The organism is Kitasatospora sp. NPDC048722 (genome assembly GCF_040650235.1).
Lineage (GTDB): Bacteria > Actinomycetota > Actinomycetes > Streptomycetales > Streptomycetaceae > Kitasatospora.
Genome location: NZ_JBEZGX010000002.1, coordinates 35,388 through 50,774 on the forward strand (window position 1 = coordinate 35,388; position 15,387 = coordinate 50,774).

At 74.0% G+C, this 15,387-nt stretch carries 15 protein-coding genes; 13 read left to right on the forward strand and 2 right to left on the reverse strand.

Annotation, left to right across the window (positions count from 1 at the left end):
• Positions 1–435 precede the first annotated feature (435 nt).
• From AB0C76_RS02110 to AB0C76_RS02170, 13 genes are all read left to right on the forward strand, one after another.
• Positions 436–1,383, forward strand: a complete 948-nt coding sequence (locus AB0C76_RS02110) for an STM4015 family protein (protein ID WP_359958233.1) — start codon at positions 436–438, stop codon at positions 1,381–1,383.
• 102 nt (positions 1,384–1,485) lie between these two features.
• Complete coding sequence (locus AB0C76_RS02115) at positions 1,486–2,415, forward strand: STM4015 family protein (RefSeq protein ID WP_359958235.1); 930 nt, start codon at positions 1,486–1,488, stop codon at positions 2,413–2,415.
• 19 nt (positions 2,416–2,434) lie between these two features.
• Positions 2,435–3,553: an STM4014 family protein gene (locus tag AB0C76_RS02120; RefSeq protein ID WP_359958238.1), complete on the forward strand. Its 1,119-nt coding sequence runs from the start codon at positions 2,435–2,437 to the stop codon at positions 3,551–3,553.
• 56 nt (positions 3,554–3,609) lie between these two features.
• Positions 3,610–4,494, forward strand: a complete 885-nt coding sequence (locus AB0C76_RS02125) for an STM4013/SEN3800 family hydrolase (RefSeq protein WP_359958899.1) — start codon at positions 3,610–3,612, stop codon at positions 4,492–4,494.
• Complete coding sequence (locus AB0C76_RS02130) at positions 4,491–5,822, forward strand: STM4012 family radical SAM protein (RefSeq protein WP_359958241.1); 1,332 nt, start codon at positions 4,491–4,493, stop codon at positions 5,820–5,822. The genes AB0C76_RS02125 and AB0C76_RS02130 overlap by 4 nt, the downstream gene beginning before the upstream one ends.
• Positions 5,823–5,833: 11 nt before the next feature.
• A complete protein-coding gene (locus AB0C76_RS02135) occupies positions 5,834–6,742 on the forward strand; it encodes an STM4011 family radical SAM protein (RefSeq protein ID WP_359958902.1) in 909 nt (302 codons plus the stop codon).
• A 140-nt stretch (positions 6,743–6,882) separates the two neighbouring features.
• Positions 6,883–7,263, forward strand: coding sequence for a VOC family protein (locus AB0C76_RS02140; RefSeq protein WP_359958244.1), 381 nt, complete (start codon positions 6,883–6,885; stop codon positions 7,261–7,263).
• A gap of 317 nt (positions 7,264–7,580) precedes the next feature.
• Positions 7,581–8,156 (forward strand): YbaK/EbsC family protein, encoded by a 576-nt coding sequence (locus AB0C76_RS02145; RefSeq protein WP_359958247.1) that lies wholly within the window; start codon positions 7,581–7,583, stop codon positions 8,154–8,156.
• 120 nt (positions 8,157–8,276) lie between these two features.
• Positions 8,277–8,939 carry a rhomboid-like protein gene (locus tag AB0C76_RS02150; protein WP_359958250.1) on the forward strand — a complete coding sequence of 221 codons (663 nt, stop codon included), beginning with the start codon at positions 8,277–8,279 and terminating at the stop codon, positions 8,937–8,939.
• Between the two features lie 117 nt (positions 8,940–9,056).
• Positions 9,057–9,863, forward strand: coding sequence for an SAM-dependent methyltransferase (locus tag AB0C76_RS02155; protein ID WP_359958253.1), 807 nt, complete (start codon positions 9,057–9,059; stop codon positions 9,861–9,863).
• A 247-nt stretch (positions 9,864–10,110) separates the two neighbouring features.
• Entirely contained in the window at positions 10,111–11,535 is a 1,425-nt protein-coding gene (argG, locus tag AB0C76_RS02160) for an argininosuccinate synthase (protein ID WP_359958256.1), read from the forward strand.
• Between the two features lie 161 nt (positions 11,536–11,696).
• A complete protein-coding gene (locus AB0C76_RS02165) occupies positions 11,697–12,362 on the forward strand; it encodes a GAP family protein (protein ID WP_359958258.1) in 666 nt (221 codons plus the stop codon).
• Positions 12,363–12,570: 208 nt separating this feature from the next.
• Positions 12,571–13,827 (forward strand): PT domain-containing protein, encoded by a 1,257-nt coding sequence (locus AB0C76_RS02170; protein WP_359958261.1) that lies wholly within the window; start codon positions 12,571–12,573, stop codon positions 13,825–13,827.
• 70 nt (positions 13,828–13,897) lie between these two features.
• Here the strand turns inward: AB0C76_RS02170 and AB0C76_RS02175 are convergent, their stop codons facing one another.
• Both AB0C76_RS02175 and AB0C76_RS02180 read right to left on the reverse strand, forming a co-directional pair.
• The gene (locus tag AB0C76_RS02175) at positions 13,898–14,608 is read right to left on the reverse strand and encodes a hypothetical protein (RefSeq protein ID WP_359958264.1); all 711 of its coding nucleotides are present in this window, start codon (positions 14,606–14,608) and stop codon (positions 13,898–13,900) included.
• Positions 14,605–15,195 (reverse strand): sigma-70 family RNA polymerase sigma factor, encoded by a 591-nt coding sequence (locus AB0C76_RS02180; RefSeq protein ID WP_359958267.1) that lies wholly within the window; start codon positions 15,193–15,195, stop codon positions 14,605–14,607. Before AB0C76_RS02180 ends, AB0C76_RS02175 begins: the two co-directional genes overlap by 4 nt.
• Positions 15,196–15,387: the final 192 nt, after the last annotated feature.

The following is a 15,387-nucleotide window of genomic DNA, read 5'->3' on the forward strand; positions in this document are numbered from 1 at the left end:
GGCTCCGCCGTCACTCTCCGGAGCCACAACCGGAACCTAGAGCAAGGGTCTGACATCGACGCGGTCGCACAGGACGCAGCGGGCCAGGACGTGTGTGGCGGGTCGGCTCCCCCGCCACGGCCATCAGCCACGACGGCGAACCCGTCCCGGGCCACCGGGTTGCTGAGCCGCTGAGCGTCCCCGGCCGGCCGACCCGACGCACGAGGACCCGTCCGTCGCGGCGGCCGGGGCCGCCGCGACGCATGTGCGCTCACGGGCGACCGCGCTGCGGCCGGGCCTGACCTGCCGACACGGCGCTGCGGTCGGGTCCGCCGGTGCCGCCGGTCGAAGGCCGCCGGGCGGGGGGTAGACGACGCACCCGGCCGGACCCGCGCGGCGGATTGTCCGACCCGACTGGTAGACACGTGTTCGGCCCGACATCCGAGGAGCAGCGCCATGACCGTCAACGAGCACATCGAGAAGTTCCACGGTCTCCCCGTCTTCGACCTCGTCGAGGCGGTGGAGCAGGACGAGGCGGCGGCCGGGACGCTGCCCGCGGCCGCCGCGGTGGCGTGGAAGGTCGGCCTGGACTACGAGTCCGGGGGCACGTTCACCGAGCGCTGGCAGCGGTTCCTCGACACGGTCGACACCGCCGGGGTCACGGCCGTGGTGATCGGCCAGTGGTTCACCGAGGGCCCCGAACCCTTCGGCGACGACGCGCTGGCCGCGATCGTCGGCTCGGCCGGTCGACTGCCCGCGCTCCGGGCGCTGTTCGTCGGGGACATCACCTACGAGGAGAGCGAGATCTCCTGGCTGGAGATGTGCGACATCACCCCGCTGCTGACGGCCTTCCCCGGGCTCACCGAGCTGGTGGTGCGCGGCGGCACGGACCTCGAACTCCAGCCCGTGCGCCACGAGGCGCTCACCGCACTGCGCTTCGAGGCCGGCGGCCTGCCGGTCGAGGTCGTCCGCGCCGTGGCCGCGTGCGAACTGCCCGCGCTGGAGCGGCTGGAGCTGTGGCTCGGGACCGTCGCCTACGGCGGTGACGCGACCCTCGACGACCTCGCACCCTTCCTCGACGGCTCGCGCTTCCCGGCGCTGCGCCACCTCGGCCTCCAGAACAGCGAGTTCCAGGACGACATCGCCGCCGCCGCCGCGCACGCACCCGTCGTGGCCCGGCTCGAAACGCTCAGCCTGTCGATGGGTGCCCTCACCGACCAGGGCGCGGGTGCCCTCCTGGAGGGCCAGCCGCTCACCCACCTCCGCGCCCTCGACCTGCACCACCACTACCTCACCGACGAGATGCAGCAGCGCCTGCGCCAGGCCCTCCCCGGCGTCGAGATCGACCTCTCGGGCGCCAGCAGCCCTGGCGACCGCTGGCGCTACGTCGCCGTGGCCGAGTAGCCCCTGGCCGAACTGCCGCGTCCGAACTGCCGCGTCCGAGCAGCCGCGTCCGAGCAGCCGTCACCCCCCACCCTCCACCACCCGACCCCGCCAGGAGCGGCCATGACCGTCGACCACCACCCCAGGCGCTTCCACGAGCTGCCGATCCACGACTTCGACCCCGGCGCCGCGAAGCGGCCCGCCGCCGGCACCGTCGCGTGGCGGCTCTCCCTGGAGTACGACGCCCCGCACGACTTCGCCGCCCTCTGGGAGGCGTTCCTCGCCGCCGTCGACCCGGCTGCCGTCCGGGCGCTGGTGATCGGTTCCTGGTGGCAGCGGGACTACGAACCCGTCAAGGAGGCCGTCGGCCTCCTCGCCGACGCCGCCGAGCGCCTGCCCGCCCTGGAGGCGCTCTTCCTCGGCGACGTCACGTACGACGAGTGCGAGATCTCCTGGCTGGAGATGAGCGACGTCACCCCGCTGCTGACGGCGCTCCCCGCGCTCACCGAGCTCACCGTGCGCGGCGGCACCGACCTGGAGCTCACACCGGTGCGCCACGACCGGCTCCGGTCCCTGCGCTTCGAGGCCGGCGGTCTGCCCGCCGAGGTCGTGCGCGCCGTGGCCGCCTCCGAACTGCCCGCGCTGGAGCGCCTGGTGCTCTGGCTCGGCGCGGACGAGTACGGCGGCGACGCGACCCTCGACGACCTCGCACCCTTCCTCGACGGCACGCGGCTGCCGGCGCTGCGCCACCTCGGCCTGGCCAACAGCGAGTTCCAGGACGAGATCGCCGCGGCCGTCGCACACGCACCCGTCGTGGCCCGGCTCGAAACGCTCGACCTGTCGATGGGCGTGCTCTCCGACGACGGCGCGGGCGCCCTCCTGGAGGGCCAGCCGCTCACCCACCTCCGCACCCTCGACCTGCACCACCACTACCTCACCGACGAGATGCAGCAGCGCCTGCGCCAGGCCCTCCCCGGCGTCGAGATCGACCTCAGCGACCCCGAGGACGCGGACGAGGACCCGGACGACCGCTATGTCGCGGTCGCCGAGTGAGCGGGCGGGTGACGGCACGATGACGACGCGGCTGACCGTCCTCGGCAATCCGGGCCACCGGCGGGTGACGCTGTTCGCCGCCGCGGCCCGGGCCGCCGGCCTGCCCGAGCCCGCCGTCCTGCCCTGGCTGGACGTGCTGCGCGGCGGGTACCGGCTGCCCGAGGGCGCTCTGCTGCGGATCGAATCGCCCGGCGAGGAGCCGGCGGTGGACGAACTCCTGCGCGGCCCGGTGCTGGGCCCGTCCTACGCGCCCACCCGTGTGGAGGGCACGGCCGCCTGGTACGCGGGCGTGATGACCGCGCTGCGCGACCTGGCCGCCCGACCCGGCGTGCGGCTGCTCGGCGATCCCGAGGAGATCGCCGTCATGTTCGACAAACGCCGGGCGCACGCGGCGCTGTCCGTCGCCGGGGTGCCGGTGCCCCGGGCGCTCGACACCACCGGGCTGGCGGACTGGAGCGAACTGCGCGAGCGCGTGCACGGGGCCGGCCTGCACCGGGTCTTCGTCAAGCCCGCGCACGGCTCCTCCGCCTCGGGGGTGGTGGCGCTGGAGTTCGGCCCGCGCGGCCAGGTGCAGGCCACCACGTCCGTCGAGCCGGCCGGCGGCGAGCTGCACAACTCGCTGCGCGTGCGGCGCTACCGCGGCGAGGCCGAGGTGGCCGCGATCGTCGACCGGCTCGCACCGGACGGGCTGCACGTCGAACAGTGGGTCCCGAAGGCGGCGCAGTCCGGCCGCTCGGCGGACCTGCGGGTCGTCGTGGTCGCCGGCCGGGCCACCCACGCCGTGGTGCGCACCAGCGCCCAGCCGATGACCAACCTGCACCTCGGCGGTACCCGGGGCAGCCTCGACCTCGCCCGCGAGGCCGCCGGGCCCGCCTGGCCGACCCTCCTGGAGACGGCCGAGCGCGCCGCCGCCTGCTTCCCCCGCTCGCCGATGGTCGGCGTCGACGTCCTGCCCGTCACGGGCTGGCGGCGCGCCGTGGTCGGCGAGGTCAACGCCTTCGGCGACCTCCTGCCCAATCTCACCGGCCTGCCCGGCGGCCCCGCCGAGGGCCTCGACACCTACGGCGCCCAGCTGGCCGCCCTGACCGCCGCCCACCCCGGAACGACAGAACGACGAACCACCGGACGCCCCGCATGAACCACACCGTGCCCCCCGCCGCGCAGCCCGTCGAAGCCCCCGACGCGAGCCCCGACATGAACGCCGTCGTGGGCACCCACGACCTCCTGCTCGTCACCCTCGACACCCTTCGCTTCGACGTCGCCGAGGAGCTCGCCGCCGCCGGCCGCATCCCGCACCTGGCCGCGCACCTGCCCGGCGGCCGCTGGGAGCGCCGCCACGCGCCCGGCAGCTTCACGTACGCCTCCCACCAGGCGATCCTGGCCGGCTTCCTGCCCACCCCTGCCGCGCCCGGCGGCCCGCACCCGCGCCTGTTCGCGGCCCGCTTCGCCGGCTCGGAGAGCACCGCCCCGCGCACCTGGGTCTTCGACGCCCCCGACCTGCCGACAGCGCTCGGCGCGGCCGGGTACCGGACGGTGTGCATCGGCGGCGTCGGCTTCTTCAACAAGCAGGGCCCGCTCGGCTCGGTGCTCCCCGGCCTGTTCCAGGAGAGCCACTGGGCGCCGGAGATGGGCGTGCCCTCGCCCACGTCGTTCGAGGCGCAGGTCGCCCGGGCCGAGCGGGTCGTCGCCGAGCAGCCCGCCGGGCAGCCGCTGTTCCTGTTCCTGAACGTCTCGGCCCTGCACCAGCCGAACTGGTTCCACCTGCCAGGCGCCACCCGCGAGCACGGCGACTCGCGCGCCAGCCACGCCGCCGCGCTGGAGTACGTGGACGCCCACATCGGCCGCCTGTTCGCGGCGATGAGCGCCCGCCGCCCGTGCTTCGCCATCGTCTGCTCCGACCACGGCACCGCGTACGGCGAGGACGGCTACACCGGCCACCGGATCGGCCACGAGGTGGTCTGGACGGTCCCGTACGCCCACTTCACGATCCCGCGCTGCTCCGCGGTCCCCCGGCACCCAACGTTCCCCCACCACACCGCGGCCCCCCGCACGCCCACCGCAGAGGAGCCCGCGGCATGACGACGGCACCCCCACGCACCGAGTCGCCCTACCTGTCGTACGTCTACGCCTACCCGCACAAGACGGCGTACCGCCCGCTGCCCGAGCGCCCGGCGCTGGCCGAGCTGTGGGCGGGCGAGGCGCAGCACGCGCTCTCGCTCTACCTGCACATCCCGTTCTGCGAGGTGCGCTGCGGCTTCTGCAACCTGTTCACCCGGATCGGCAGCCCGGAGGGCCTGACCACCGCGTACCTGGACGCGCTGGAGCGCCAGGCCCGCGCGGTCCGCGCGGCGCTGGACGCCGACGCCCGGTTCGCGGTGGCCGCGTTCGGCGGCGGCACGCCCACGTACCTGACGGCGGGCGAGCTGGAGCGGCTGTGCGACATCGCCGAGCGGCTCATGGGCGCCGACCTGCGGGCGATACCCCTGTCCGTGGAGGCCTCGCCCGCCACCGCGACGGCCGACCGGCTGGAGGTCCTGGCCGCCCGGGGCACCACCCGGCTGAGCCTGGGCGTGCAGTCCTTCGTCGACGCCGAGGCCCGATCGGCGGTCCGCCCGCAGAAGCGCGCCGAGGTCGAGGCGGCCCTCGGCCGGATCCGCGCGGCCGGTTTCCCGGTGCTCAACATCGACCTCATCTACGGCATCGACGGTCAGACCGAGGCCAGTTGGCTGCACTCGCTGGACGCCGCGCTCGGCTGGCAGCCCGAGGAGCTGTACCTCTACCCGCTGTACGTCCGCCCGCTCACCGGCCTGGCCCGGCGCGGCGAGCAGGAGAGCCTCTCCGCCTGGGACGCCCGCCGGCTCACGCTCTACCGCACCGGCCGGGACCACCTCCTCGCGCACGGCTACGAGCAGGTGTCGATGCGGATGTTCCGCCGCGCCGCCTCCCCGCAGGCGGGTGTGAGCGAGTACGCGTGCCAGACCGACGGCATGGTCGGCCTCGGCTGCGGGGCGCGGTCGTACACGTCACGGGTGCACTACTCCTTCGACTACGCGGTCAACGCGACCGAGGTGCGCGGCATCATCGACGACTACGTCGCCACGGCGGACTTCCACCGGGCCGAGGTCGGGCACGCCATGACCGGCGACGAGCCGCGCCGCCGCCATCTCGTCCAGTCGCTGCTGCAGGCCGGGGGCATGCCGCTGGCCGACTACCTGGCCCGGTTCGGCAGCACGCCCGCCGAGGACTTCCCCGCCGAGCTGGCCGAGTTCGCCGAACGCGGCTGGCTGGCCGAGGACGGCGCGCGCCTGGTGCTCACCCCGGAGGGATTGGCGCACTCGGACGCCGTCGGACCGATGCTGTTCTCGCCCGGGGTCCGGGCGCTGATGGCCGACTACGAGGCGAAATGACCTTCCTCGGAATGCCGTCCCCACCGCCCACCGAGGACTCCACCGACGACTCCGCGCGGGACCTGACCCTCCTCTACCGTGGCCCGCTCGCCTCCTGCGACTACGACTGCCCGTACTGCCCGTTCGCCAAGCGGCGCGACACGCCCGAGCAACTGCGTGCCGACCGCGCCGCGTTGGAGCGGTTCACCGCCTGGGCCGCCGGGCGGGCGGGCACCGGCGACACGCTGTCACTGCTGTTCACCCCGTGGGGCGAGGGCCTCGTGCGGTCGTGGTACCGCCGCGCGCTGGCCGAGCTGAGCCGACTCCCGCACGTCCGCCGCGTCGCGATCCAGACGAACCTCAGCTGCCGCACCGACTGGCTCGCCGGGGCCGACCTCGGCACCCTCGCCCTGTGGGTGACCTTCCACCCCGGCCAGGTCACCCACGACCGCTTCCTCGCCAAGTGCCGCGAGCTGGACGCACTGGGCGCGCGCTACAGCGTCGGCGTGGTCGGCCGACCCGAGCACCTCGCCGAGGCGCGGCGCCTGCGCGCCGCGCTCGCCCCGCACGTCTACCTCTGGATCAACGCCGCCGAGGGCCGCACGTACACCGACGCCGAGGCCGCGCAATGGGCCGCCCTCGACCCGCACTTCGGCTACAGCAGGCACGCGCACCCTAGCGCCGGACTCCCCTGCCGCACGGGCGAGTCCGTGCTCTCGGTGGACGGCGACGGCACGGTACGCCGCTGCCACTTCGTCCGGGACGTCCTCGGGAACCTCTACGACGGCAGCTACCGCGCCCGACTCCGCCCGCGCGCCTGCCCGTTGCCGGTGTGCGACTGCCACATCGGCTACGTCCACCTGGAGACGCTGCCGCTGTACGAGCTGTTCGGCGCGGGTGTCCTGGAACGGGTGCCGACGGAGTGGCCACCGGCAGCGTAGAGCGTCACCGGAGCACGTGCGCGCCCACGCTGCGCGACCTCCCGGCGACACCCCGCGCGCGCCCCCGCAGCGGCGCTCCGCCCGCCGCGCGGCCACGCCCGCACCTCCCTAGCCTGGTAATCAGGAGGAGGCGAACCACCATGCTTGGAGACGGACCGCTGCAGGCAGTCATCCCCGCCACCGACCTCGGCCGCGCCAAGGCCTTCTACACGGACGTCCTCGGCCTCAAGCTCACCAGGGAGGACGAGGAGCAGCTCACCTGTGATTGTGGCGGCACCGAGTTCACGATCTACCACACCCCCAGTGGCGGCCAGTCCGCCCACACGCTCGCCAGCTTCAAGGTCGGCGACCTCGACGGCGAGATGGCCGCCCTGCGCGAGCGCGGCGTCACGTTCGAGGAGTACGACTTCCCCGGCCTGAAGACCGTCGACGGCGTCGCCGAGCGCGACGACATCCGCGCCGCCTGGTTCAAGGACAGCGAGGGCAACATCCTCTGCCTCGCCCAGCGCACCGACACCTGATCACCACCCCGCGGATCACCGCCGCGAGTCATCCAGCAACCACACCCAGCAACCAACCACTCCCGCCCCCGGCCACCGGAACGCTCCAGCGAGCGGCCCGGTGGCCGACTCACCCCCGGGAAGCCGGGTTACCGAACCTTGATCGAGCGCTGAAAGCCGACGGGGCGCACCCGGGCACGCGGACCGGTCGACCGCCCTCGCCCGCCCCCGCCAGGAGTGCTCCGTGCCTTCGGCGGCTGTCGGCTCCACACCCGCCGGACTGCCGTCCCCGGAAGCGGATTGCGCTCCCGCGGACGGCGGTTCGGTAGGGTCGGGCCATGAGCGAGCAGATCGTCCCGCCCTTCGGCAGGTTCCCCGTCGTCCGCGCCGCGCTGGACGTCCACGACGAACTCGCCGCGCCCGTCGCGGACGCGCTGAAGAACTGGGACGCCCACGAAGACGGCCGCGAGGCGGCGCGCTCGGTGCTGTACGTGGACACCGACCCCGACAAGGCGGACACCGCCGTCTTCTGCGAGACCTACGCGACGCCGCTCGAATACTCGGCGAACTGTGTGGTGGTCGCCGCCAAGCGCGGCGGAGCGGTCACGCTGGCCGCCGCGGTCGTCCTCGCGACCACACGGCTCGACGTCAACCAGGTGGTGCGGAGGCATTTGGGGGCGCGCAAGGCGTCGTTCGCGCCGATGGACACCGCCGTCGCCGAGACGGGCATGGAGTACGGCGGCATCACCCCCGTCGGACTGCCCGCCCACTGGCCCCTGCTGATCGACGGAGCCGTGGCCTCGGCCCCGCACGTGCTCATCGGCAGCGGCCGGCGCCGGGGCAAGCTGATCCTGCCGGGCCCCGCGCTGGCCCGTCTTCCGCACGCCGAGGTACTCCCCGGCCTCGCGACCTGACCGATCCCGCCCGCACGGGACGGAGCACCCTCCGCACGCCGATAGGCTGCCGACGTACTGCCGGACACCGGCAGGGGCCCGACACGGGGCTTCGGTCGGACGGCGAAGGCGGAAGGCACGATGGAAGACCGCGGCGACAAGGTGCTGCACGTGCTGGCGAGGCTGCGGCTGACCACCGTCTACGTCCTGCTGCTGACCGCGACCGCCGTCTGGCTCGCGAGCCAGAGCCACGCCGGCCGGGCCCGCTTCGTCCGGCACAACAGCAGCAACGTCCACCACATGGAGGTCGGCAAGTGGTGGACCCTGTTCACCAGCGGCCTCGTGGTGGACGGCGTCCCGGCCTGGGCCGGGATCGCCGCCGTCGCCGCCGTGCTCGGACTCGCCGAGTGGCGGTGGGGCGCGCTCCGGGCGGGCGCGGTCTTCGCCTTCGGGCACCTCGGCGCCACGCTGCTCACCGAGGGCGCGATGTGGGGCATGATCACCACCGGCATCCCGGGCGCGCTCTCCCGCGCCCGGGACGTCGGGATCAGCTACGGGCTCGTCGCCACCGGCTCCTGCCTGCTCGCCCTCGGCCCCAAACCCCTGCACCGGTACGGCCTGCCCGTGCTCGCCGTCGCCCTCGCCGCGGCCTGGGCCGTGGACCAGGAACTCGCCGACGCGGGCCACCTCATCGCCCTCGCCCTCGGCGTGCTGGCCTCCCACTGGCCCTGGCTGCGCAGGCGCGCCGTCCGGGCACCCGCCGGAGCCGCCCCCGGGCGCGTCCACCGCGCGGCCGCCAGGTAGTCGGCGGGCACCCGCGGTTCACCTCCCACCGCGGCCCGGCCGCTATCATGCGCGGACGTTCGATTGGCTGCACCGCCCCGCCGGATGACAGCCGCTCAGCACAGTGGAGGGGACCGGATGTTCAGCACCGACGGCACCAGTGGGACGGACGTCCCGACCGATCTCCGGACGGACCGCCCGCACCCGGCGCGGATCTACGACTACTGGCTCGGCGGCAAGGACAACTTCCCCTCGGACCGGGCCGCGGCCGAGCACGCCATCGCCGCAGCGCCCGACATCCCGCAGGCGGCCCGCGAGAACCGCGCCTTCCTGCGCCGCGCCGTGCGGCTCTGCGTCGAGGCCGGCGTCCGGCAGTTCATCGACATCGGCTCCGGCCTGCCCGCCCGCGGCAACGTCCACGAGGTCGCCCAGGAGCTCGCCCCGGACGCGCGCGTCGTCTACATCGACAACGACCCCATCGTCCTCGCCCACGGCCGGGCCCTGCTCGCGGACAACCGCAGCACCACCGTCCTGACCGGTGACCTCCGGGACGTCGAGGAACTGCTGGACCGCGCCGAACTGCGCTCCTTGATCGACCTGTCGCAGCCCGTCGCCGTGCTCCTGCTCGCCGTCCTGCACTTCGTCGACGACGCCCAGGCCACGTCCGCCGTCCGGGCCGTGCTCGAGAGAGTCGCGCCGGGCAGCCACCTGGTGGTCTCGCACAGCACCGCCGAGGGCAACCCGCAGCGGGCCGAGGAGGTCGGCAAGACCTGGCAGAACGCGACGTCCCAGATCAACGGGCGCGGCCGGGCCGAGGTCGAGGCCTTCTTCGACGGCTGGGAGCTGCTGGAGCCCGGCGTCGACTTCGTCCCGCTCTGGCGCCCGGACGGCTCCACCGCGAACACCACCCGCTGGATGTACGCGGGCGTCGGCCGCAAGTCCTGACACCGGCGAGCGCCGGCGCGATCCCGACCGCCCGCACGATCCCGACCACCACTGCGACCCCGCCCGACCACCACCACGCCCCCGCCCGACGGCACCGGTCCGCCGGGCGGGCCCGGCCGCCACTTTCGTATTGTCTTGCGCTACTCTGCAAACCTATGCCAGGGTGACGGTGTCGGACACCAGTGCCGAAACGTCCCACACGTCGCTAGTTCGAAGGCCCGCGCGCCGCGGGTCCAGGGGTGCACGCATGTCGAAGGTCTTGAGCAAGCTGCCGGTCGGTGAACGGATCGGCATCGCATTCTCCGGTGGGTTGGACACCTCCGTCGCGGTCGCGTGGATGCGCGAGCACGGCGCCGTCCCCTACGCGTACACGGCCGACATCGGCCAGTACGACGAGCCGAACCTCGCCGACGTGCCCGCGCGCGGCCGCGCCTACGGCGCCGAGCAGGCCCGCCTCGTGGACTGCCGGGCCGCGCTGGTCGAGGAGGGCCTGGCCGCGCTCGCGTGCGGCGCCTTCCACATCCGCTCCGCCGGGCAGACGTACTTCAACACCACCCCGCTCGGCCGGGCCGTGACGGGCACCCTGCTGGTGCGCGCCATGCAGGAGGACGAGGTCTCGATCTGGGGCGACGGCTCCACCTACAAGGGCAACGACATCGAGCGGTTCTACCGCTACGGCCTGCTCGCCAACCCCAGTCTGCGGATCTACAAGCCGTGGCTGGACCAGCGGTTCGTCTCCGAGCTCGGCGGCCGCAAGGAGATGTCCGAGTGGCTCGCCGAGCGCGACCTGCCCTACCGCGACTCCGCCGAGAAGGCCTACTCCACCGACGCCAACATCTGGGGCGCCACCCACGAGGCCAAGCGCCTGGAGTACCTGGACGCCTCGATCGAGATCGTCGCCCCGATCATGGGCGTGCCGTTCTGGGACCAGTCCGTCGACATCGCGGCCGAGGACGTCACCGTCGAGTTCGAGTTCGGCCGCCCGGTGCGGATCAACGGGCGGGTGTTCGCCGACGACGTCGAGCTGGTGCACGAGGCCAACCGCATCGGCGGCCGGCACGGCCTCGGCATGTCCGACCAGATCGAAAACCGCATCATCGAGGCCAAGAGCCGCGGCATCTACGAGGCGCCCGGCATGGCGCTGCTGCACACCGCCTACGAGCGGCTGCTCAACGCGATCCACAACGAGGACACCCTCGCCACCTACCACACCCAGGGCCGCCGCCTCGGCCGGCTGCTGTACGAGGGCCGCTGGTTCGACCCGCAGGCGCTCATGCTGCGCGACAGCCTGCAGAAGTGGGTCGGCCAGGCCGTCACCGGCAGCGTGACCCTGCGCCTGCGCCGCGGCCAGGACTACTCGGTGCTCGACACCCAGGGCCCGAACTTCAGCTACCACCCCGAGAAGCTGTCGATGGAACGCAGCGTGGACGCCGCGTTCGTCCCGGACGACCGCATCGGCCAGCTGACCATGCGCAACCTCGACATCGCCGACTCGCGCAGCAAGCTGGAGCAGTACGCCACGCACGGTCAGCTCGCCCCCTGGAGCGGCCTGATCGGCGAGCTCGCCCCGGGCGGCGCGGCACCGATCGCGGCGGCCAGCCAGGAGGCCGGGGCGGTCGCGGCCGAGGCCACCGCGCTCGACCAGGCGGCCATCGAGTCGGGCAACGACTGATCCCCGCGCTCGACCGCCCGAGGGCCGTGGCACCACGTGTGCCACGGCCCTCGGCCGTACACGGGAGCCGCCTCCGCATGCCCGCGCCGACGTTGTGCCGACGGCGGCCGGGGGCGGACCATGGACGGAGGAGGACCCCGTCGTCCAGAGCGGGAGCGGGGATGGGTGAGGCAGTCGGTGCGATGCTGGCGTCGGCCGCGGGCATCGCGATCGGCCCGCAGCCGCTGATCGCGGCGATCCTCATGCTGGCCGCCCCGCGCGGCCGCGCCAACGCGCTCGCCCTGACCGCGGGCCGAGCGGCCGCCCTGGGCGCGATCGTGGCGGTCGTGGTGACGGGCGGCAGCAGGCTGGGCCCCGGCGGCGAGCCCACCTGGTCGTCCTGGCTCAAGCTCGCGCTGGGCGCGCTGCTCGTGCTGCTGGCGCTCAGGCAGTGGCGGGACCGGCCGCGCGAGGGCCACGTCACCGCACCGCCGGGCTGGATGCTTTCGGTGCACCGCTTCACCGCGGGTCGATCGGCCCGTCTCGGGGCGGCCCTCGCCGCCGCGAGCCCGAAGGACGCCGTCCTGGCCGTCGGTGGCGCCGCCTCCATCGCCGCGAGCCCGACGAGCGGCGTGGGCAAGGCGGTGGCCGCCACGTTGATGGTGCTCGTCGCCTCGCTGTGCACGCTGCTGCCGCTCGCGGTACACCTCCTGGGCCGCGACGGCTCCGCGCGCACCCTGGGCGAGTGGAAGGCCTGGATGGCCGCCCACCACACCGCGATCACGACGACGGTCCTGGCCGTCCTCGGCGCCACCTACCTCGGCGACGCCCTCACCGGCCTCGCCTGAGTCCCACTGCCCCAGGCCGGCCACGGGCCGGCCGAGAAGACCCGCCGTTCCCGAACGACGCCGCTCCCCCAAGAGCCGCGAGGTGGCCCGTATCCACCGCTTCGACCGAATGTGCGAGGGTCTGACGGTTGATGACATACTCCTCTGCGCAATACCCGGCGCTGCCGCTACGACGCCGGGCCGACATCCACGGGGGACACGAACGTCCATGTCATCGATACGTCGTACCCAGCGCACCGTGCGCGCCGCCCTCGGGGCGTCCGCGCTGACGCTGACGCTCCTCGCCACCTCCGCCTGCGGGCCGGACAACGGCTCCAGCGACGCGGCGGCCACCACGGCCGCGACCGCGGCCGCCACCAGCGCCGCGGCCACCGCCGCCGCGACCGGCAAGGCGCCCGGGCTCGGGCTGCCGGCCAACCTCGACGACCTCAAGAAGTGGAAGGCCGCCGACTGGGAGAAGTGGGCCAAGGACTACGCGGCCCCGGCCGTCGCCAAGGGCTACTGGACCGTCGAGAAGCTCCTCGCCGCCAAGCCGGTCGACCAGCTGAAGCCGCCGACGGCCGCACCCACCGGCCAGCCCACCCAGGCCCCGCAGCCGACCGCGCAGCCCACCGGCGCGAGCACCCCGCCGCCCGCCGACGGCGGCAACGACGCCCCGCCGCAGAGCGTCGAGGCTCAGGCGGACGCCCACCCGTACGCCAAGAACCTGGCCGTGTTCGGGAAGATCTTCTTCGACAAGCCCGGCACCGAGACCCTCGACCCGGGCAAGCTCGGCCAGCACTACGTGTGTTCGGGCACCGTGGTCGCCGACCCGGCGCACCCGGGCAAGAGCAACCTGGTGTGGACCGCCGGGCACTGCGCCCACCAGGGCAAGGGCTCCACGTTCAACAACAACATCGTCTTCATCCCGGACTTCAACGCGGGCGGCGCCGTCAGCGGCGGCAAGCGTCCGACCGACGTCTCGCAGTACGCGCCGTACGGCGAGTGGGGCGCCGTCAACCACGTGACCTCCCCGGTCTGGGCGGCCGAGGGCGGCGAGGTCGGCCCGGCGGCGCAGTACGACTTCGCGATCCTGCGGGTGAAGCCGGAGAACGACACGGGCAAGTCGCTGGAGGAGACGGTCGGCGGCGCGGTGCCGGTCTGGTTCAACGCCCCGCGCGACCAGCTCGGCATCACCAACTACGGCTACCCGGCCGCTCCCCCGTTCGACGGGCTGGAGCTGAACCACTGCCAGGGCGGCAAGCCGTCCCGGATGTCCTTCGACCCGTCGCGCCCGCCGATGCTGGCGATCGGCTGCTCGATGACCGGCGGTTCGAGCGGCGGCGGCTGGCTGTCGACCAAGGACGGCAAGCCGGCCCTGGTCAGCAACGTGTCGGTCGGCAACGACGCGCTGAAGTACCAGGCCGGTCCGTACCTGGACGACGTGGCGGCCGGCCTGTTCGACTTCATCTCGAAGAAGGGCTAGCCACCCCTGCCGCGGCAACGGCCCCTGCTCCCCGCAACGCGCGCGGGAGCAGGGGCCGTTGCCGTCGGCGTCAACGGATCCGTACCGGCCCCCTCCCCCGCACCGCACGCACGCCCAGCCGGCCGTCGTCCGCTCGGGGGCCCACCGCGGCCGGTATCTCCCGGAGCGTCAGCACGATCTCACCGTCGAAACGTTCCGCCAGCAGCCGCACCAGCTCCGCGGCCCCGTCCGGCCGCACGTCGGGGGCGAGTGCGGGCAGCCGGCCGGGGGCGCTGAGGTCCTGCGCCTGGACGGCCCAGCGCGCCGCGTCGCCGTCCTCACCCTCAGCCGCGTAGTGCACCGCCAGGCAGTGGACGGCGAGTTGGTCGCCGTACTGCGCGGCGATCCGCCACCAGAACACGGCGTCGGCGGTGCGGTCCATGCCGTAGAGCAAGCAGCCGAGGGTCCGGAAGGCCGCCTTCTCGGCGAGCTCCAGGTCCAGCGCGAGTTCGCACGGCTCGACCGTGCCCGCCACGCCCCAGCACAAGTGCCTGAGGTCGCGCCGGAGTTCGGCCCGCCCCGCACCGTCCCGGCGGGCCGCCCCGCTGCGACGACTGCCGACCGGGCGGACGGTGCGGTCCCGGCCCGCGCCCGCCGGCCGCTCGGAGGGCGGGCGCCCGCCCTCCGGGCCGTCGGCCGCGAGCCGGCCGGCGAGGCGCCGGGTGAAGTCCGCCGGGTCGTGGTCACGGAACTCCCGCTCCAGCCCGGCGGAGTCAGCCCGCAGCAGGTCGCCGAGGTTCATTCCGCCGCCCGTCCTTCGCCCGACTCGCCGCCGCTCGCGTGCTCCAGCAGGTATTCCAGGTGCCGCCGCCCGAGGCTGTAGTAGGTGCGGGCGGTGGTGTGCGCGATGCCGAGCGCGCGACCGATGTCCGGGTAGGAGAGGCCAGCCTGGCGCAGCCGGACGACGTCGGCCTGGACCGGGGCGCTGCGCGCGAGTTCGTCCATCGCCCAGTCCAGGGCGTCGAGTTCGGCGAGCTCCTCCAGCTCGTCCTGGCTGGTGTCCGGGCGCCGCTGGGCGATCACCCGGAGCCGCTTGCGCTCGGCGCGGTGGCGCTCGCGCAGGACGTCGACGATCGCGTCCTTGAGGACCTTGAACGCGAAGGCCTGCGGATCAGCGCTGGCCAGGGCCCTGCGCCAGTTCTGGTAGAGCACGGCACCGGCGTTCTGGACGGCGTCCTGCGCGTCCTCGCGGTGGCGCAGCCGCTGCTGCGCGTACCGGAGGTAGCCGGGGTTCTCGCGGGTGAAGAAGGCCTCGAAGTCGGCCGGCAGGCCGTCGAGCGGGTCCGTCCGCACGTCGTGCTCCTCGCCCGGCCCGGGGGTGGTCGGCACGCGCTTCCCCTTTTCGGTGAGTCGGTTGGCCGGCCCACCGGTTGGCACGCCGACTGCCCCGCGGGGGGCTCGTGGTGTAACCGTCCCGGAGCAGCGGGTTGTTGACCCGAAGCGGCGGGCAATAATCGACCGCTTCCGTTCACTTCCGGACACCCGCGCTGACCTGCCGGTTCCGGCCCGTCCGGGCTACAG

Bases quoted from the DNA above. Each gene is read 5' to 3' on its own strand.
- AB0C76_RS02120 (WP_359958238.1), top strand. From the start codon at position 2,435: ATGACGACGCGGCTGACCGTCCTCGGCAATCCGGGCCACCGGCGGGTG.
- AB0C76_RS02150 (WP_359958250.1), top strand. From the start codon at position 8,277: ATGGAAGACCGCGGCGACAAGGTGCTGCACGTGCTGGCGAGGCTGCGG.
- AB0C76_RS02110 (WP_359958233.1), top strand. From the start codon at position 436: ATGACCGTCAACGAGCACATCGAGAAGTTCCACGGTCTCCCCGTCTTC.
- AB0C76_RS02175 (WP_359958264.1), bottom strand. From the start codon at position 14,608: ATGAACCTCGGCGACCTGCTGCGGGCTGACTCCGCCGGGCTGGAGCGG.
- argG (WP_359958256.1), top strand. From the start codon at position 10,111: ATGTCGAAGGTCTTGAGCAAGCTGCCGGTCGGTGAACGGATCGGCATC.
- AB0C76_RS02145 (WP_359958247.1), top strand. From the start codon at position 7,581: ATGAGCGAGCAGATCGTCCCGCCCTTCGGCAGGTTCCCCGTCGTCCGC.
- AB0C76_RS02170 (WP_359958261.1), top strand. From the start codon at position 12,571: ATGTCATCGATACGTCGTACCCAGCGCACCGTGCGCGCCGCCCTCGGG.
- AB0C76_RS02140 (WP_359958244.1), top strand. From the start codon at position 6,883: ATGCTTGGAGACGGACCGCTGCAGGCAGTCATCCCCGCCACCGACCTC.
- AB0C76_RS02155 (WP_359958253.1), top strand. From the start codon at position 9,057: ATGTTCAGCACCGACGGCACCAGTGGGACGGACGTCCCGACCGATCTC.
- AB0C76_RS02165 (WP_359958258.1), top strand. From the start codon at position 11,697: ATGGGTGAGGCAGTCGGTGCGATGCTGGCGTCGGCCGCGGGCATCGCG.
- AB0C76_RS02115 (WP_359958235.1), top strand. From the start codon at position 1,486: ATGACCGTCGACCACCACCCCAGGCGCTTCCACGAGCTGCCGATCCAC.
- AB0C76_RS02130 (WP_359958241.1), top strand. From the start codon at position 4,491: ATGACGACGGCACCCCCACGCACCGAGTCGCCCTACCTGTCGTACGTC.
- AB0C76_RS02125 (WP_359958899.1), top strand. From the start codon at position 3,610: ATGAACGCCGTCGTGGGCACCCACGACCTCCTGCTCGTCACCCTCGAC.
- AB0C76_RS02135 (WP_359958902.1), top strand. From the start codon at position 5,834: ATGCCGTCCCCACCGCCCACCGAGGACTCCACCGACGACTCCGCGCGG.